Annotated in this window: 13 protein-coding genes; 5 read left to right on the forward strand and 8 right to left on the reverse strand. The window is 74.9% G+C overall.

Annotated features, from left to right (window positions below; all coding sequences use genetic code 11):
• Positions 1 to 99: 99 nt before the first annotated feature.
• Genes ACFU7Z_RS07865 through ACFU7Z_RS07880 form a run of 4 tightly spaced genes read right to left on the reverse strand, consistent with a single transcriptional unit; the run spans position 100 to position 4,832 of the window.
• The gene (locus tag ACFU7Z_RS07865; protein WP_380776918.1) at positions 100 to 729 is read right to left on the reverse strand and encodes an ATP/GTP-binding protein; all 630 of its coding nucleotides are present in this window, start codon (positions 727 to 729) and stop codon (positions 100 to 102) included.
• Positions 730 to 754: 25 nt separating this feature from the next.
• Positions 755 to 1,402 carry a DUF742 domain-containing protein gene (locus ACFU7Z_RS07870; protein ID WP_380776920.1) on the reverse strand — a complete coding sequence of 216 codons (648 nt, stop codon included), beginning with the start codon at positions 1,400 to 1,402 and terminating at the stop codon, positions 755 to 757.
• An 8-nt stretch (positions 1,403 to 1,410) separates the two neighbouring features.
• A complete protein-coding gene (locus ACFU7Z_RS07875; protein WP_380776922.1) occupies positions 1,411 to 1,830 on the reverse strand; it encodes a roadblock/LC7 domain-containing protein in 420 nt (139 codons plus the stop codon).
• Positions 1,827 to 4,832 (reverse strand): nitrate- and nitrite sensing domain-containing protein, encoded by a 3,006-nt coding sequence (locus tag ACFU7Z_RS07880; protein WP_380776924.1) that lies wholly within the window; start codon positions 4,830 to 4,832, stop codon positions 1,827 to 1,829. The genes ACFU7Z_RS07875 and ACFU7Z_RS07880 overlap by 4 nt, the downstream gene beginning before the upstream one ends.
• 529 nt (positions 4,833 to 5,361) lie before the next feature.
• On the opposite strand from ACFU7Z_RS07880, the gene ACFU7Z_RS07885 reads away from it, so the two are divergent.
• Positions 5,362 to 7,188, forward strand: coding sequence for an AMP-dependent synthetase/ligase (locus ACFU7Z_RS07885; protein ID WP_380776926.1), 1,827 nt, complete (start codon positions 5,362 to 5,364; stop codon positions 7,186 to 7,188).
• Positions 7,189 to 7,399: 211 nt separating this feature from the next.
• Positions 7,400 to 8,575: a polysaccharide deacetylase family protein gene (locus ACFU7Z_RS07890; protein WP_380776940.1), complete on the forward strand. Its 1,176-nt coding sequence runs from the start codon at positions 7,400 to 7,402 to the stop codon at positions 8,573 to 8,575.
• A gap of 93 nt (positions 8,576 to 8,668) precedes the next feature.
• On the opposite strand, the gene ACFU7Z_RS07895 is transcribed toward ACFU7Z_RS07890, so the two are convergent.
• A complete protein-coding gene (locus ACFU7Z_RS07895; protein ID WP_259316972.1) occupies positions 8,669 to 9,061 on the reverse strand; it encodes a hypothetical protein in 393 nt (130 codons plus the stop codon).
• A gap of 340 nt (positions 9,062 to 9,401) precedes the next feature.
• Here ACFU7Z_RS07895 and ACFU7Z_RS07900 point away from each other — a divergent pair, with 340 nt between their 5' ends.
• Positions 9,402 to 10,382 carry a nitroreductase/quinone reductase family protein gene (locus ACFU7Z_RS07900; RefSeq protein WP_380776928.1) on the forward strand — a complete coding sequence of 327 codons (981 nt, stop codon included), beginning with the start codon at positions 9,402 to 9,404 and terminating at the stop codon, positions 10,380 to 10,382.
• A gap of 197 nt (positions 10,383 to 10,579) precedes the next feature.
• On the opposite strand, the gene ACFU7Z_RS07905 is transcribed toward ACFU7Z_RS07900, so the two are convergent.
• The 3 genes from ACFU7Z_RS07905 to ACFU7Z_RS07915 form a co-directional block, all read right to left on the reverse strand.
• Positions 10,580 to 11,377, reverse strand: a complete 798-nt coding sequence (locus ACFU7Z_RS07905) for an SGNH/GDSL hydrolase family protein (RefSeq protein ID WP_380738633.1) — start codon at positions 11,375 to 11,377, stop codon at positions 10,580 to 10,582.
• Between the two features lie 588 nt (positions 11,378 to 11,965).
• Positions 11,966 to 12,622, reverse strand: a complete 657-nt coding sequence (locus ACFU7Z_RS07910; protein WP_380776930.1) for an NUDIX domain-containing protein — start codon at positions 12,620 to 12,622, stop codon at positions 11,966 to 11,968.
• A 302-nt stretch (positions 12,623 to 12,924) separates the two neighbouring features.
• A complete protein-coding gene (locus ACFU7Z_RS07915; RefSeq protein WP_380776932.1) occupies positions 12,925 to 14,079 on the reverse strand; it encodes a hypothetical protein in 1,155 nt (384 codons plus the stop codon).
• A 260-nt stretch (positions 14,080 to 14,339) separates the two neighbouring features.
• Here ACFU7Z_RS07915 and ACFU7Z_RS07920 point away from each other — a divergent pair, with 260 nt between their 5' ends.
• Together ACFU7Z_RS07920 and ACFU7Z_RS07925 are read left to right on the forward strand one after the other, a co-directional pair.
• Positions 14,340 to 15,509, forward strand: coding sequence for an exonuclease SbcCD subunit D (locus ACFU7Z_RS07920; protein ID WP_380776934.1), 1,170 nt, complete (start codon positions 14,340 to 14,342; stop codon positions 15,507 to 15,509).
• The coding region (locus tag ACFU7Z_RS07925) for an AAA family ATPase (protein ID WP_380776936.1) at positions 15,506 to 17,644 on the forward strand (2,139 nt) is incomplete at its 3' end. The genes ACFU7Z_RS07920 and ACFU7Z_RS07925, both read left to right, overlap by 4 nt.

The following is a 17,644-nucleotide window of genomic DNA, read 5'->3' on the forward strand; positions in this document are numbered from 1 at the left end:
TCCTTCACCCGTTGTCGAGCCGGAGCGCGGGTCGACCCCGGCCGGAGCCGGACCTGCTCCGACCGGACCGAGCCGGGTCCGGCCGGGGCCGAGCCGCCCTCAGGCGCCGACCGGGGCGCGGCGGTGCCGGCCGGCGGCGGCGTGCTCGACCAGCGCGACGAGCAGGTCCTTGCCGTCCTGCCGCAGCCGCGCGTCGCAGAGCACCACCGGGATGTCCGGGTCGAGGTCGAGTGCCTCGCGGACCTCGTCCGGAGAGAACCGCTCGGTGCCCTCGAAGCAGTTCACCGCGACCAGGAACGGGATGCCGCGCTGCTCGAAGAAGTCCACCGACGGGAAGCAGTCGGCCAGCCGCCGGGTGTCCGCGAGCACCAGGGCGCCGAGCGCGCCGCGGGCCAACTCGTCCCAGACGAACCAGAACCGGTCCTGCCCGGGCGTGCCGAACAGGTAGAGCGCGAGGCCCGGCCGCAGATCGATCCGGCCGAAGTCCATCGCGACGGTGGTGGTGCGCTTCGCCTCCACCCCCGAGGTGTCGTCGACCGGGCGGCCCAGCTCGCTGAGCTCCTCCTCGGTCCGCAACGGCCGGATCTCGCTGACCGATCCGACCAGCGTGGTCTTGCCCGCGCCGAAGCCGCCCGCGACCAGGATCTTCACCGCGACGGCCGGACCGCCGCGCCAGCGCGGGTCGTTGGCGTTCGCCGGGTGGGACGCGGTGCCGTTCGGATCGGGCACGGTGCCCTCCGGGCGGGGGCGGGGGTCAGAGCGCACGGAGTCCATTGATCACGTCTCGCAGCAGGCGCTCGTCCGGCAGCTCGGCGAGCGGAACGGGTCGGGTGACGCTGATCAGCTCGGCGTCGTAGAGGTCGCCGAGCAGCACCCGCACCACGCTGACCGGCAGGTCGGTGTAGGAGCCGAGCTCGGCGACGGAGAGCGGCTCGCGGCGGCACAGGGTGAGCAGCGTCTGGTGCTCCGGGTCGAGGACGTGCGCGGGCACGGCCCCCGCGACCGGCCCGGGATCGACGGCGGTGACCAGCGAGATCAGGTCGAACAGCCCCTCCTCGACCGGCCGGGTGCGGCCGCGGGTCATCGAGTAGAGCCGCACCACCGGGCCGGCCTCGTCGTCGAACCAGCGGTCGTCGACCGGGGTGCGCGGCCGGAACAGGTCGACGTCGGGCCCGTCCGGGTCGACCTCGCCGTCCTGGCCTTCCTGGCCGTCCGGGCGGTCGGCGGCGTCCGAACCGCCACTGCCGGACGGACCGCGGGCACCGGAGGAACCGCCGGTGCCCGACGAACCGCCGACGCCGGAGGAACCGCCGCTGCCGGACGGCCCGGCCGTACCCACCGGCACCTGGGGGCCGTCCGGCGTCTCCGGGCCGTCCGGCTCATCCGCCTTCGGATCCGCCATCGGACCGCTCATCTCACCGGCGGGGCGGTTTCGGTGCGCGGCTCGGCGGCCATGTGCTCGCCGACCCGCTTGACCAGCAGCGCCATCTCGTACGCGATCTGGCCGATGTCCGCCTCGGCCTCGCTCAGCACGGCCAGGCAGCTGCCGTCGCCGGCGGCCGTGATGAACAGGAAGGCCTCGTCCAGCTCCACCATGGTCTGCCGGACGCCGCCGACCCTGAAGTGCCCGCCGGCGCCCTTCGCCAGGCTGTGGAACCCGGCGGCGACGGCGGCCAGGTGCTCGGCGTCCTCGCGGTCGAGGTCGCGGGAGGCGCCGGTGGCCAGGCCGTCGTTGGAGAGGATCACCGCGTGCCGCAGGGCCGCGACGCGCCCCACCAGGTCGTCCAGGAGCCAGTTGAGGTCCCCTGACGACTGCATCGACGTGGTCATGAATCAGTTCCTTCCGCTGGAGCGGGTGGTGCGTGTGGAGCGGGTGGTGCAGGTGGTGCGGATGAAGCGGGTGGTGCGGGTACGGCGGTGTCCGGGGTCCGGCGGACCGGCTGCCCGGGCGGTACCCGCCGGACGAGCGGCGCCCGGCCGGTGTCCCGCGGCGCGGGCAGCGCCGCCGGGGCGGGCGCCGGGGCGATCGCCCGCCGGGACCGGTCGGGCGGCTGCCAGGCCGGTACGGCGGTGGGCCGTCCGGTCCCCCGCACGGCACGATCGTCGGGTGTGCCGGGACGATCCGTCAACGGAGCGCCGGTCCGGTCCGTCGGCGCACCGGGGCGGCCCGGGGAGCCGACCGTACGGTCCGCCGGGGCCGTGGCCCCTCGCCCCCGGGTGAAGCCGCGCTGGAAGGAGGCGAAGGTCGCCCTGGCCTCCTCGGGGGAGCGTTCCCGGACCTCCCGGGCCTCCCCGCCGTCCTGGGCACCTACGGCCGACGCGCCTCCGGCCTCGCCATCGGCTCCGGTACCGGCTCCGTTGCGGAACCGTTCCTTCAGCTGTTCCGTGAGCTGCTCCCTGAGCTGCGGCGCCAGGTTCGCCTGCCGGACCCGCCGGGGCAGGCCGCCCGCCGTCCGGGGAGCGGCACCCGCGGGCGGAACCGCGGCCGAATCGGTCCGCCCGACGGCCCCGGTAGCTCCGCCGGCCTCGGCATCCGCGACGGCCGCCTCGGCCGCGGCCACCACGACGTCCTCCCGCCGGTGCCGCCCCGGCCCCGGCGCGTCCTCGGTATCCGCCGCGGGCGCGGGGACCAGCACCGGCCCGCCCTTGCCGCGCGAGACCCGGCGCGGCAGTCCGCCCGCCGTCCGGCCCGCGTCCGGCGCGGAGGGCCGCGGCCCTCCCGTCGCCCCGCGGTACCTGCCGTCCGCGTCACCACCGGCACCGGCGGAACCGACGGAACCGACCGCGGACGCCGACGAGGGAGCCGACGGGCGTGCCGACGGAGCCGCCGACGGGGAAGCACCACCCGACCCGGGCACCGCCACCAGGTCCCGCTGCCCGCGCCGGCCGCCCGCCGCGGGCCGCTGCCCGGCCGTGCCCGGCTCCGGCCGCCCGTCCGGGGCCTCCGCGAGCAGCTCGCGCGGGATCAGCACCACCGCCGTCGTCCCGCCGTACGGGGACGGCCGCAGGTGCACCCGGATGCCGTGCCGGCGGGCCAGCCGGCTGACCACGAACAGGCCCAGCCGGTCGGTGTCGGCGAGGTCGAACTCCTGCTCCACGGCGAGGCGTTCGTTGATCTCGGCGAGCAGCTGCTCGCTCAGCCCGAGGCCGCGGTCGTCGATCTCCAGCGCGAAGCCGTGCGCCACCACCTCGCCCTGGACGGTGACCTGGGTGCTCGGCGGGGAGAACACAGCGGCGTTCTCGACGAGTTCGGCGACCAGGTGGGTGACGTCCGCGACGGCGCTGCCGAGCAGGCCGGTGCCGGGGAACGGCCGGACGATCACCCGGGCGTAGTCCTCGACCTCGCCGACCGCCGCCCGGACCACGTCCACCATCCGGACCGGCTTGCGCCAGGCGCGCCCGGGCGAGCCGCCGGCCAGGATGATCAGGCCCTCGGCGTGCCGGCGCATGCGGGTGGTGAGGTGGTCGACCTTGAAGAGGTCCTCCAGCTCCGCCGGGTCCTCGGTGCGGCGCTCCATGGTGTCGAGCAGGGTGAGCTGGCGGTGCAGCAGCACCTGGCTGCGCCGGGCCAGGTTGACGAACACCGCCGAGACCCCGCGCCGCAGTTCGGCCTGTTCGACGGCGGCCTCGACGGCGGCGCGTTGCACCGCGTTGAAGGCCTGGCCGACCTGGCCGATCTCGGCGTCCCCGAAGTGCAGCTCGGGGGCCTCGGTGGCCACGTCCACCGGCTCGCCGCGGCGCAGCCGCAGCATGACGGACGGCAGCCGGGTGCCGGCCAGCTCGTGGGCCGCGTTGCGCAGGCCGATCAGCTGGCGGGCGAGGCCGCGGCCGATCCGGAACGAGATCATGATCGACAGCACCACGGCGACCAGGCCGATGGCACCGGCGATGCCGCCGCGCCACAGCAGTCCCATCGAGGCGGACCGCGCGCGCTCGTCCAGCCCTGCGGAGATCCGGCTGTTGATCGAGGCGAGGTCGCCGAGCGCCCGGTCGGCGGTCACCCGCCAGGAGTCGCTGTTGAGCGCCTGGACCACCCGCTCGGGGCCGCCGGCGCCGACGAAGTCCGCCTCGGCGCGGGCCAGCGCGCCCCAGGCCTCGCCGCCGCGCAGCGCGACGTAGTCGGACTGGTCGGCGGGGTCGAGTTCGGCGACGTAGACGGTGAACAGCGCCTGCTGGTTGTGCAGGGCGTCCAGCGCGACCTGGTACTGCTCGGCGGTGGGCTTGGCGACGCCGGTGCGCAGGCCCTCCATCGCCGCGTCCTCCTGCGACAGGTACTCGCGGGCGCGCACCAGCTCGATCAGGATGGTGCCCTGACGCGGGAGTTGGCCGCTCTGCCGGGCGACGTAGGCGGACCGGAAGCCGAACACCGGCTTGACCAGGTCGCTGTACTGGCCCAGCGCGAACTCCCAGTTCAGCGCGGAGCGGCCGACCTGGGCGCGGAGCGGTCCGAGCTGGTCGGCGGCGGCGACGATCTGCACGAAGCGGCCGCGCTGCGGGGCGGAGAGCTTGCCCGCGGAGGTGTCCTTCTTCTGCCGCAGCACGTCCAGGCTGCGGTCGGTGGCGGCCTTGGCCCGCTCGTAGCCGTCCCTGGCGGCCGGCGAGCGCGGGTCGGCCAGGCGCTGGACGGCGGCGCGGCGCTCGTTCTGCAGGTCCCCGGTGTACTGGTCGACCGGGCCCGCGAACTCCTTGTACGTACGGCTGATCCCGAGCTGGTTCCAGACGTCCCCGGTGGTGGCGATCGTCGCGTAGGCCCACAGCGCGGCGAGCGCGACGATGGGCACCAGGAGCAGCGCGATGATCTTCGCGCGGATCGAGCTGCTGCGCAGACGCATGGAGTCCTCGGTCGGGAAGTGCCAGGCGCGGACGGGGAGCGATGGGAACGGTAGGAACGGCGGGAGCGGTGGAGGGACGGTGTCGAGGCGCCGGTTCAGGGCCGGATCGGGGCCGAGGCGGAGCCGGGTCGGTGCTGGTACGGGGGGTGGCGCGGGACGGCATGGAGGGTGCCGAGGGCAAGGTCGGAGGAGGGGTTTCCGGCCACAGGTCTGCGAGACTCTACTACGCCCTCACCACTCGTTCGAGGGGCGAACCGGTCCACCGACCGGTCTCGTCCCGCACACGTCAGAAACCGGCCTCCCCCTCCTCCGCTTCGCGTCCGGATTGTCCGCCCGTGCCCGGAAATGCGGGATTGACACGAGGCCCCCGCACCCTCAGCGGTTCCTCCTCCGCACCTCCCCGGGGACGACACCACCGGAGGAGGCCGGTGCCGATCTCGTCGTGTCACCGCCACAACCCTGGGCAGTGACAGGGTGATCCGATAGTTTCGGCCCACCCCGTACTACCGGCACCGAACTGGGGAGGACTGTGCGCGAGTTCACCACCCCCGCCCCGGCCGTGCCCGAGGCCTCCGGAGGACTCGCCGACTCCCTCTACGACACCGCCGGGCGCACCCCCGACCTGGTCCAGCTGTCCCGGCGGACCGAGGACGGACAGTGGCAGGACGTCACCGCCCGGGAGTTCCGGGACCAGGTGCTCGCCCTGGCCAAGGGTCTGCTCACCCACGGCGTGCGCTACGGCGACCGGGTCGCCCTGATGTCCCGCACCCGCTACGAGTGGACGCTGTTCGACTACGCACTCTGGTCGATCGGCGCGATCACCGTGCCGGTCTACCCCACCGCCTCCCCCGAGCAGGTGCGCTGGATCCTCGCCGAGACCCAGGCGGTGGCCTGCCTGGTCGAGGACGAGGACGCCGCGATGACCGTCGGCGCGGTCTGCGACGCGCTGCCCGACCTCACCGGCATCTGGCAGCTGGACCGCGACTGCGTCGCCGCGATCACCGAGGACGGCCTCGGCGTGCCCGACTCCCTGGTGCACCGCCAGCGCCTCGGCGTCGCCGCCGGGAACATCGCCACCGTCGTCTACACCTCGGGCACCACCGGCCGCCCCAAGGGCTGCCTGATCACCCACGCCAACCTGGCCGCCGAGGCGGACGCCCTGCTCGCCGGCTGGGGGGACGTCCTGCGCGACACCGGCGGCGGCCGCCCCGCCACCCTGCTGTTCCTGCCGCTCGCGCACGTCTACGGGCGGGCCGTGCAGATCGCGGCGATCCGCGGCGGCTTCCGGATCGGGCACATCCCCGAGGTCTCCACCGACGCGCTGCTGCCCGCACTGGAGACCTTCCGCCCGACCTTCCTGCACGCCGTCCCGTACGTCTTCGAGAAGATCTTCCAGCAGGCCCGGCGGGCCGCCGAGGACGCCGGGCGCGGCGAACTCTTCGAGCAGGCCCGGCAGGTGGCCGTCGACTGGGCCGCCACCCGGGAGCAGAAGGCCTTCGGCCGCGGCCCCGGACCGGGCGCGGCCCTGCGGCTGCGCCACCTCGCGTACGAGCGGACCGTCTACCCGAGGCTGCGGGCGGTGCTCGGCGGCCGGGTGCGCAGCGTGATGTGCGGCGGCTCCACGCTCCGGCGCGAGCTGGGCCTGTTCTTCACCGGCGCGGGCCTCCAGCTGTACGAGGGCTACGGGCTGACCGAGACCGCCGCCGCGATCACCGCCAACCCGGCCGGCCGGCAGAAGCTCGGCACGGTCGGACAGCCGGTGCCGGGCGCCTCGGTGGCGATCGCCGACGACGGCGAGGTGTGGGTGCGCGGCGGCTCGGTCTTCGGCGGCTACCTCAACCATCCGCGGTGCACCGCCGAGTCCCTGGTCGACGGGTGGTTCGCGACCGGCGACCTGGGCCGGCTGGACGAGGACGGCTACCTCAGCATCACCGGCCGCAAGAAGGACCTGATCGTCACCAGCAGCGGCAAGAACCTGGCCCCGGCGGCCCTGGAGGAACGGGTCGAGGCGCACCCGCTGGTCTCCCAGTGCCTGGTGGTGGGCGACGACCGCCCGTACGTGGCCGCACTGATCACGCTCGACCCGGCCGCCCTGGCGCACTGGCTGAAGACCCACGGGCGGGAGCAGGCCGACCCGTGGACGGTGCTCGCGGACGAGGAGCTGCACGTGGAGGTCCAGCGTGCGGTGGCGGCCGCGAACACGGCCGTCTCGCGGGCCGAGTCGATCCGCGCGTTCCGGCTGCTGCCACGGGAGTTCAGCCAGGAGCAGGGGCTGCTGACGCCCTCGCTGAAGCTGCGGCGGGCGGCGATCGCCGAGCACTACGCGACGGACATCGAGGAGTTGTACCTGCCCTGAACCGGGGTTGTCCGTCTGGTCCTTGACGTACCGTCTTGTCCCTTGTGCCACAGGCGCGATGACCGCGCAGCGGCGAACTGGTTCATCCGCCGTTCCCTTGACGGCCTTATTGGTCTAGTCCATTGTTGCGACGATCCAGAGTTCCACGGTCCGATTCCGCTCACGCCCTCCCCACGGGCGTACCCCCACCTGCTGGAGTCCTCACGTGTCGATGTCCACACGCCTGTCCGCGCGCCCGTCCACACGCCTGTCCACGCGCCTGTCCGCGCTGGCCGCCTCGGTCGCCCTGCTCACCGGCCTCGCCGCACCGGCGGCCTCGGCCGACGCCGCCCCGGCCGGCGGTCCGAGCGCCCAGGCCGCCCCGACCGTCAACCTCGCCACCAACCCCGGCTTCGAACTGCCCTCCCCCGACCTCGCCGACTGGGGCAGCGTCCCCGGCTGGAGCTGCACCGGCGGACCGGCCGAAGCGGCCGTCACCGCCAACGCCCCGCACACCGGCGCCTCCGCGCTGACCGTCACCCCCGCGAACGCCGACTCCACCGGGGAGTGCGCGCAGACCGTCGCGGTCCAGCCCAACACCACCTACACGGCCTCCGCATGGGTGCGCGGCAACTTCGTCTACCTGGGCGCCACCGGCACCGGCAAGGACGTCGCACCCGCCTGGACGGAGACCACCGGCGGCGGCTGGCAGCGACTGAGCACCCGGTTCACCACCGGCCCGAACGCGCGCAGCATCCGGCTGTACGTCCACGGCTGGTACCAGCAGGGCCCGTTCTCCGTGGACGACGTCCGGGTGGACGGCCCCGCACCCGCCCCGGCCGTCGCCGCCGGCTCCGTCCCCACCAACGACAAGGTCGTCTTCTTCACCGTGGACGACGGCTGGCAGCGCACCCCCGAGGCGGAACGGTTCATCGCCGACCACCGGCTGCCGATCACCGCCTTCCCGCTGCCGATGCCGGCCGCCACCGACCCGGACTTCTTCCGGCGGGTCACCGCCGTACCCGGCTCCTCGGTCCAGGACCACAGCGTCTCCCACACCGACCTCAGCACGCTCCCGCTGGAACGGCAGCAGGTCGAGATCTGCGATGCCCGTGACTCCATGACCCGCATCTTCGGCACCACGCCGACGTTCTTCCGCCCGCCGTACTTCACCTGGAACGCCGACACCCTGCAGGCCGCCGCCAACTGCGGCATCCGCACCGTGCTCACCGCCGACGCGGACTTCAGCTGGGGCGCCGCCAACATCTGGCACCCGGGCCTGCTGCAGCCGGGCGACGTCGTCCTGATGCACTGGACCGACACCCTCGCCTCCGACCTCCAGCGCGCCCTCGCCGCCGCCGACGCCGCCGGGCTCAAGCCGGCCGGCCTGGTCGACTACCTCCGCTGACGGGCACCCGTCCGGGCCTGACGGACGCGTCGCCGCCTCCGAGGGGGGCGGCGGCGCGTCGCCGTTCGCTCGGGCGCTCCCGCGCTCCGGCGCTCAGCCGCCGAAGACGTCTCCCGTCCATCCGATCAGGCGCGCTTCGAAGTCGGCCGCGGAGGTGATGTCCTGGGCCGGGATCGCACCGCCCGCCTCGTGCTCCCCCGCCGTGACCAGCTTCTCCTCCCAGCCGGCGGCCAGGTAGGACACGTCCGCCCAGCCCCCGCGGAAGAGCACCACCTCCAGTTCCCCACCGGTCAGCGGGTCGGCCAGCCGCAGGCCGACCGAGTCCGGATCGACGACCCGGGCACGGTCCGTCTCCAGCGGCTGCGGCCACGGGGCGAGCCGATCGCGCCAGGTGAGCGGGCCCACCGTCAGCCGGGCCGCACGCCACCCCGGGGCCCGGGCGGCGATCCGCGCGGCGGCGTCGTCGAGGTCCACCACACGTTCCACGGCGGCTTCCGGTTCCTCTCCGGCGGCGATCGTTCTCGTTGACAGCGCGTCCGCGGCCTGGCTCTAATGGGGGCGTGCAGCGCGGCGTCGGCCACAGAGTAGTGGGCCGGCCGACAGCCGAGCGAGCACCTTTCCGAAGGGACGATGCGCGATGAGCACTCTCTCCGCTTCCCTGATCTGACGCCGGGCGGTCACCGCGCTGCCCGCGTGCGCGAACCGTGCCCCGTGACGGACGTCTACGGACGCGCGACCAGCCGTATCACCGGTTCCGGCACTCGGCACTCGGCACAGCAGGTGACCGCGACTTCCCCTTTCCTCTCTGGAGATCCACCACACACGCATGCCCATGTCCTTCAACCAGAACGTCATCGAGGAGTTCCGCGCCAACGGCGGGCGGGTCCGCGGCCCGTTCGAGGGCGGCGACCTGCTGTTGCTGACCACCACCGGGGCACGCTCCGGGCGGCCGCACACCGTGCCGCTCGGGTACGTCCGGGCGGAGGGGCTGCTCCTGGTCGTCGCCTCGGCCGCCGGGGCACCGGAACACCCCCAGTGGTACCGCAACCTCCTCGCCCACCCGGTGGTCCGGGTCGAGATCGGCGCCGAGGCCTTCGACAGCGCAGGATCCGGCGTCGAGGCCTTCGACACCATCGCCGTGCCCGCCGAAGGCGACCGCCGGGAACGGCTGTTCGCCGCCGTCGTCCGGCAGGCTCCGGGCTACGGCGACTACCAGGCGCACACCGACCGGGAGTTGCCGGTCGTCGCCCTGGAACGACCCGAGCCACCCTCCGTCAGCCCCGCCCCGGTGGTGCGCAACCTCGCCGACAAGCTGCTGGAGGCGCACACCTGGCTGCGCGCACAGCTGCGTTACATACGGGAGGAAGCGCACGCCCACCTCCCGGGCCGACCGGCCCCGCTCCGGCTGCAGCTGCGCCAGCACTGCCTGGCCTTCTGCGACGGGCTGACGCACCACCACACCGGCGAGGACACCGCCGTGTTCCCCGCCCTCGCGCGCAGCCACCCGGAGCTGGCCGACGTCCTGGCGCGGCTCGACGAGCAGCACCGAGCCATCGGGCGGATCAAGGAGGAGTTGGTGGCCCTGCTGGCCGGGATCGCGGTCACCGAACCGGAGCGGCTCCGTACGGAGCTGGACCGGATGTCCGCCGAACTGGAGGCGCACCTCGACTTCGAGGAGGCGGAACTCCTGCCGGTCCTCGCCGGCATCCCCTTCCCGCCGACCGGACGGGCCTCGGCCAGGCCCGCGCCGAACGGATCCTCGCCGAACGGATCCTCGCCGAACGGATCGGCGCCGAACGGCCGCTGAAACGGCGGTGCCGCCGCCCCCTCCCGAAGCGTGGGAGGGGACGGCGGCACCGGCATGCCCCGTGACGGGACAGTGCCCGTCGGAGCCCGTCCGTTACGACGGTCCGCCAAAGCGGTTCGCTACGGCGGTCCGCCACGACGACCGCTGCGGGCCGATCCGGCTCCTACGGCCCTGAAGGCCCTTACGGCCTACCGTCCTCAGGAGGCCGAGAACACCGGCAGGTAGCCGCCGGACTGGCCGGCCGCCTTCGGGTGGTAGCTCTCGTCGACCGGCAGGGTGGCGCTGTTCAGCCAGGTGGTCAGCGAGCCGCAGATCTCGTGCTCGGCGAAGACGTTGCGGACATCGCCGAAGGCGAAGCCGGCGTTGGCGGCCCGCTTGGCGAGGACGCCGTCCAGGGTGTCGGCGGCACTGTTGATGGCGGCGCGAGCCGTGTCACCGATACCGAAGATGCAGCTGCCGCCGATCTTGTAGATGTGCGGGTAGCCCATCACCACGACGTGGGCGTTGGGGGACTTCGACTTGATCGCCGAGTACACCTTGTCCAGCTGGCCGGGCAGGGTGGTGGTGGCGTAGTTCTTGGCGGTGTTGACGGCGTTGACGCAGTCGGACTCCGAACCGAGGACACAGGTCTGCATGGTGTCGGCGAAACCGGCGTCGTTGCCGCCGACCGAGATGCTGACCAGCGTGGTGCTGGCGTCCAGGGCGGAGATCTGGCTGTTGAGGATGTCACCGGTCTTGGCGCCCGAACAGGCCACGAACTTGAAGGAGGACGGCGCGTGCGCGTTCTTCCAGAGGTACGCGTACGCGTTGGTGCTGCGCTTGCAGCTGCCGCTGTCGCTCAGGTAGCTGCCGGCACCGACGCCGGAGGAGTACGAGTCCCCGAGGGCCACGTAGTTGACACCGGCGGCGTTCGCGGACGACGCGGCGAAGAGCGTCGTCATGGTGAGGCCTGCCGCTACGGCGGCGATGGACAGAGCACGGGCAGGGCGGATCATCGCATCTCCAGTGGGGTGGCGTGGCGAGGGTCACAGAAGTGATACCAGGCGGTAGCCAAACCCGGAAGCGGTCATGCCAAGGATATTGACGGGCCGTCCGACAGCCCGGAGATGAATTGCCGCCGACAATCCGGGATTTCGCCCAGGTCAGCGGGGGTACGCGGTGACGCGCGTAGCGCAGCGCGCGTAGACCGGCAACTTGCGGAAGTTCTGTGCACGGTAAGCGGGGGGCTGCCGCCCGGTTACCGCCGAGTCAGATTCGAAGCGGGTGCCGAGGGGCGCAGGGGGGGCTGACAGAACACCTCAAGGCACGTCAGAAGGTGGGCGGAACAGGGCATCGGCGGAACCGGTGAAATTCACCGGTGAGCCTGATCGGACCCGTGCGGCTGATCGGACGCGTGCGGCTGACGGTTGACGTCCGCCATGGCCGCACCTGCCGCGCCTGCCGTACGTGCCGCGCGATGTGGCAGCGCGTCAAGGCAGCGCGTCAAGGCAGCGCGTCAAGGCAGCACGGCGGGACACCACGCCAGGGCAGCGCATCAGAGCGCCCCGCCAGGAGGTCGCGCAGGAGTACGGCGACGCGCGTGGTCAGCCGTGCACGCCGGGGCGGCCACCACCGAGGTGCACGGCACCCGGGTAGACGGCGCCCGGGGAGACCGTGCAGCCGTCGACCGGCAGCTCCTCGATCGCCTCGTTCGCGGCCGCGGGCACGCCGAGCCAGCTCGCCGCGGTGGCGACCGCCGCGCGGGCCTGACGCAGCCCGGGCGCGCCCCAGCCGAGCAGCTCGACGGCGAGGCCCGGCGCGACCAGCAGTCGCCGGTAGTGCCGGCCCGAGGCCGGGTCGGCCACGCTCGGGCCGACGGCCCGCAGCGCCGCCGCCATCCGGACCCGCGCGCACTCGTGCCCGCCGTTCGCCGAACCGACCCGGTCGTAGAGGTAGCCGAGGTAGTACGGCCGGCCGATCACGGCCTGCGCCTCCTCGGCGGCCTCCCGGGCCAGGGCGGCCGCCGGATCACCGCCGTCCTCCGGCTCCAGCGACCCGCCGGGCAGCGAGCAGATCCCGTCCCGGGGGTTCACCAGCGTCAGCACCCGCCCGTCCGGTGCGAACAGCCACCCCCAGGACTGCTTGACCGGCAGCCCCTCCGGCACCTGCTCGCCCGGCCGCCACGGCCAGCCCGCGGTGGGACGCCGCCGCACCTTCCCGAGCAGTTCGGCGATCTCCGCGCTGTACTCGATCGGGCTCATGCTCTCGCCCCGCGGCGCTCGGCGGGGGTGCTCGCCCCTGCGCACCCCCTGGCACCGAGCTCGCTCCGCTCGCTCATCCGTCCCCCTCTCGCTGTCGGGCTTCGCCGGACCGGCGGTGCGCGGGGAGGACCTGCAGGGCGCGGTACGGAGCGGCCGGAGCGGCGGCGTGGGGCACCGCACGCTCCTGCTGTTGATCTTCTCCGAATCTTCCCCGAACAGGCGGTCGATGAACAGTCCCCAGCGCCGCATGGTGGACGCGGAGGCGGCGAACGCGGTGAACGCGGAGGCGGCGAGCCCCCCGATCACCCCAGCGGCCCACCCCCTTCCCCGACGCCCCGGAAGCCGGGCAGCGGGAACCCGGGCCGAGGGTCCACCCCGGGCGGGAACGGCATCCCACGCGCGGCGTCGTCGGCCAGCTCGTCGAACACCTCGTGCGCCGTCATCGGCCGCAGCCGCCCGCCGGTCAACGCCCAGCCGAGCACCGGCGGCCGGAGCCCGGCGTCGTCGGCCGGGGCGGACCGGCCGTCGGCCTGACCGGCGGCCCGGACACCCGCCGACGGATCGCCGTGCAGCAGCAACGCCCCCTCCCCGCCCAGGGCGACGCCCGCCGCGAGCGTGACGCAGAACGCCTCGGCGTCCCGCCCGGCCGGGTACAGCCGCCCCTCCTCCACGCAGACGTCCACCGCCGAGGTGAGCTCCTCGCCGTCCTCCGGGCCGTGGCAGCGCAGCGTCAGCAGGTGGCACCCCTCCCCCGCGCCCTCGGCGAGCGCCAGGTAGACGGACGTCACGTACCGCATCACGGCCGCCATCCGGAACTGCCCGTCCGGGTCCTCGCCGACGGCGTCCAGCAGGGCCGCGCAGGCCACGGACATCCGCACCCGCGCCCGGTGGTCGTCCAGCAGCACCGGGAGCAGCTCGGCCAGCCGCTCCCCCGCGTAGACGAACGGCTCCCCCGCCAGCTCGGGATCGCCCGCGTAGGCGACCCGGGCGGCGGGCATCCGAGGATCGAGGCCGAGCGCCTCGCAGTAGTCCTCGAAGTCGCCCGCCTCCAGGACCCGCAGGTGCACCTCCAGCCCCTGCCGGTGCAGGGCCGTGAGCTGCTCCTCCGCCCGCCGCAGGTAGGCCTGGTGCCCGAGCCCGCCGAACAGCCCGTACCGCGCCAGCCCGGCGAAGTCCCCGGCGTCGACGGCCAGGGCCACCGCCACCGGCTGGGGCGGCGGCGCGCCCCGGACCCGCCCACCGAGCCCGACCGCCCGCGCACCGTCCCCTCCCGCACGGGCCCCCGGCGGCCGGCCGCCCCCGGGCGGCGCCGCCCCGCCGGGCCCGGCGGCCGACACCCCGCCGACACCGCCGCCCGGCCTCCGCCCGGCCATCACCAGCACCCGCCGCCGCCCCCGCGACGGACGCCCCACCGCAGCGCCCAGCGCCTCGCACACCGACTCCCGCACGACAGTCATGACTCCTCCTTCTCGCTCGCCCGACTCCGGACCTCGTCGGCCGCCCCGACCGGGGGTGGCCGACGCCGAGGAACATACACAGAGCCACTGACAATTCACCCCAAGTAATCGAACAAGCTCAGCGCCACCCTCACCGGCACCGCACGGCGCCCGCGGCCCGCCGTCCCCCCGGGACTCCCGGGACCCCCGGGACTCCCGGGGTGTGTGGTTTCCACCGGGCCGGGCGGGATTGTCAGTGCTGCGCGTTAGGGTCGGGGACCATGCGACTGCTGCATACCTCCGACTGGCATCTCGGGCGCTCGTTCCACCGGGAGAGCCTGCACGACGCCCAGCGCGCCTTCCTGGACCACCTGGTGGAAGTGGTCCGGCCCGAGGGCGTGGACGCCGTGCTGGTCGCGGGGGACGTGTACGACCGAGCGCTGCCCGGGCTGGAAGCGGTCGCGCTGTTCGACGACGTGCTGCACCGGCTGGCGGACCTCGGGGTGCCGACGGTCTTCATCAGCGGCAACCACGACTCGGCCCGCCGCCTCGGCGTCGGGGCGGGGCTGATCGGGCGGGCCGGCATCCACCTGCGGACCGACCCGGGCGAGTGCGCCGAGCCCGTCCTACTGGCGGACGAGCACGGCCCGGTGGCGGTGTACGGGCTCCCCTACCTGGAGCCGACGCTGGTGCGCGAGCGGTTCGGGCTAGCGAAGGGCGGGCACGCGGCGGTGCTCGGCGCCGCGATGGACCAGGTCCGGGCGGATCTCGCGGCGCGCCCGTCCGGCACCCGGGCGGTGGTGCTGGCGCACGCCTTCGTCACCGGCGGCGCGCCGAGCGACAGCGAGCGGGACATCGCGGTCGGCGGCGTCGCCTCCGTACCCGCGTCGGTCTTCGACGGGGTGCACTACGCGGCGCTCGGCCACCTGCACGGCTGCCAGACGCTCGCCCCGCACCTGCGCTACAGCGGCTCCCCGCTCGCCTACTCCTTCTCCGAGGTGAAGCAGCGCAAGACCATGTGGCTGGTCGACCTGGCCGCCGACGGCTCGGTGACGGCCGAACGCGTCCCCTGCCCCGAGCCGCGCCGGCTGGCGACGCTGCGCGGCACCCTCGACGCGCTGCTCACCGAGGAGGGGTACGCCGAGCACGAGCAGTCCTGGGTGCAGGCCACGCTCACCGACGCGGCCCGGCCGAGCGAGCCGATGGAGCGGTTGCGTCGCCGCTTCCCGCACACCCTCCAGCTGCTGTTCGACCCCGAGCGGAGCGAGGCCGAGCCCTCGCAGTCGTACGCGGCGCGGGTCAGCGGCCGCGGGGACCTGGAGATCGCGGAGGGCTTCCTGCGGCACGTCCGCCCCGGTGCCGAGCCGGAGCCGGACGAGCTCGGCTGGCTGCGCGAGGGCTTCGAGCACGTCCGGGAGACCACCGACCGGAAGGCGGACCTGCCCCGATGAGGCTGCACAAGCTCACCGTCACCGCCTTCGGCCCGTTCGCGGGCAGCGAGACGGTGGACTTCGACGCGCTCGCCGCCGGCGGGCTGTTCCTGCTGCGCGGCGCCACGGGCGCGGGCAAGACCAGCGTGCTGGACGCGGTCTGCTTCGCCCTGTACGGCGAGACACCGGGCGCGCGCCGGGCCAACCGGCTGCGCAGCGACCACGCCGACCCGAAGCGGCTGACCTCGGTGGAGCTGGAGCTGACCCTCGGCGGGCGGCGGCTCCAGGTCACCCGGCTGCCGGAGCAGCGCCGGCCGAAGAAGGTCGGCACCGGCACCACCGTGGAGCGGGCACAGACCCTGCTGCGCGAGTGGGTCGCCGACACGGGCGACGGCACGCCCGGCTGGCGGGGGCTCAGCAAGTCGCACCAGGAGGCCGGGGAGGAGATCCACCGGCTGGTCGGCATGAACCGGGAGCAGTTCTGCCAGGTGGTGCTGCTGCCGCAGGGCGACTTCGCCCGCTTCCTCAAGGCCGACTCGGAGGAGCGCGGCAAGCTGCTGCGGCGGCTGTTCGACACCGAGCGGTTCCAGTACGTGGAGGCCTGGCTGGCCGAGCAGCGGCGCGGCCAGGAGGCCGCCGTCCAGGCCGGCCGGCGGCGGCTGCGGGACCTCGCCAGCAAGGCCGAGCAGGCGGCCGGCCCGGACGCCGAGCCCGCCGCGGGCTGGGTGCCGGCCGAGGACGACGCCGCCGGTCTGGCCGCCGGGGTGCTGGGCTGGGCGGCGGTCCTGCGCAGCGGCGCGGCCGAGCAGCTCACCGTCGCCGAGGCCGCGCTCGCGGGCGCCGGGGCGGCCCAGCGCGCCGCCCAGGAGCGGCGCGAGACCGCCGAGGAGCTGGCCGGCCGCCAGCGCCGGCACCGGGAGGCAGTGGGCCTGGCCGAGCGGCTGGCCGGCTTCGAGCCCGCCGCGGCCGCGGACCGGCAGCGGCTGGCCGCCGCGCAGGAGGCCGTCGGGGTGGAGTCGGCGCTGCGGCTGCGGGAGAGCGCGGCCGAGGCCCTCGGTCGCGCCCGGCTGGCGGAGCGCCGGCACCGCGAGGCGCTGGCCGGCTCCGGTGGCGAGGGCCGGGAGCTCGCCGGGGCGGACACCGCCGGGCTGGCCGAGGCCGAGCTGCGGCTGCGGGCCGAGGTGGTCCGGCTGGAGGCGGCCAGGGCGGAGGAGCGGCGCTGTGCCGAACTCGCCCGCGAGCAGCGCTCCCTGACGGAGGACCGGCGGGCCGCCGAGGAACTGGCCGAGGAGGCCGAGGACTGGCTCGCCGAGTTCGAGGACGGGCTGGCCCGCCTGGAGCAGCAGCACACCGAGGCCCGGTCGGCGACCTCCCGGGTCGAGCAACTGGACGGGCAGCGCACCGAGTTGACCATCCGCCTGGGCGCGGCCCGGGAGCGCGACGGCCTGCGCGCCGAGATCGCCGCGGCGGAGCCCCGGGTGGTCGCCCTGCGCACCGCCGCGCTGGACGCCCGCGAGCACAGCCTGGACCTGCGGGACCGCCGGCTCAGCGGCATGGCCGCCGAGCTGGCCGAGCAGCTGCGGGCGGGCCAGGCCTGCCGGGTCTGCGGCTCACCCGAGCACCCGGCGCCCGCCGAGTCCGCGCCCGGCAGCCGGGTCGGCGCCGAGGACGAGGAGCGGGCGCGCCGGGCGCAGGCCGCCGCCGAGCGGGTCTGGACGGAGGCCGACCAGGCGCTCACCGCGCTGCGGGTGCGCGAGGCCACCGCGTCCGGCGCGGCCGGGCCGGACGCTACGGAGGCGCTCGCGCAGGCCCTCGCCGGGCTGGAGCGCGAGCACCGCGAGGCGCGGCACGCGGCGGAGTCGCTCGGCCGGGTCGAGCAGGAGATCGCCCGGCTGTCGCAGGACCGTGCCCGCCGGGTCGACGAGCTGCACGAGGCCAAGGAGCGCGCGGCCGTCCTCTCCGACCGGCTGCTGGCGCTCGACACCGAGCAGCAGGCGCTGACCGCCCGGGTTGCGGCCGCCCGGGGAGAGGCGGCCTCGGTCGCCGACCGGGCCACGGCCCTCACCCGGCTCACCGAGGCGGTCGCCGCGGCTGCGGTCGCCGCCCGGGCGTACGCGGAGGCGGCGGCCCGGCTCGGCGAGGCCGAGGAGGAGCTG

This window comes from Kitasatospora sp. NPDC057518, from assembly GCF_042802075.1.
Classification (GTDB): domain Bacteria; phylum Actinomycetota; class Actinomycetes; order Streptomycetales; family Streptomycetaceae; genus Kitasatospora.

What these genes read in the sequence shown, in the direction of transcription:
- ACFU7Z_RS07875 (WP_380776922.1), bottom strand. Translation starts at nt 1,830, where the DNA reads ATGACCACGTCGATGCAGTCGTCAGGGGACCTCAACTGGCTCCTGGAC.
- ACFU7Z_RS07870 (WP_380776920.1), bottom strand. Translation starts at nt 1,402, where the DNA reads ATGGCGGATCCGAAGGCGGATGAGCCGGACGGCCCGGAGACGCCGGAC.
- ACFU7Z_RS07880 (WP_380776924.1), bottom strand. Translation starts at nt 4,832, where the DNA reads ATGCGTCTGCGCAGCAGCTCGATCCGCGCGAAGATCATCGCGCTGCTC.
- ACFU7Z_RS07920 (WP_380776934.1), top strand. Translation starts at nt 14,340, where the DNA reads ATGCGACTGCTGCATACCTCCGACTGGCATCTCGGGCGCTCGTTCCAC.
- ACFU7Z_RS07905 (WP_380738633.1), bottom strand. Translation starts at nt 11,377, where the DNA reads ATGATCCGCCCTGCCCGTGCTCTGTCCATCGCCGCCGTAGCGGCAGGC.
- ACFU7Z_RS07910 (WP_380776930.1), bottom strand. Translation starts at nt 12,622, where the DNA reads ATGAGCCCGATCGAGTACAGCGCGGAGATCGCCGAACTGCTCGGGAAG.
- ACFU7Z_RS07915 (WP_380776932.1), bottom strand. Translation starts at nt 14,079, where the DNA reads ATGACTGTCGTGCGGGAGTCGGTGTGCGAGGCGCTGGGCGCTGCGGTG.
- ACFU7Z_RS07890 (WP_380776940.1), top strand. Translation starts at nt 7,400, where the DNA reads ATGTCCACACGCCTGTCCGCGCGCCCGTCCACACGCCTGTCCACGCGC.
- ACFU7Z_RS07900 (WP_380776928.1), top strand. Translation starts at nt 9,402, where the DNA reads ATGCCCATGTCCTTCAACCAGAACGTCATCGAGGAGTTCCGCGCCAAC.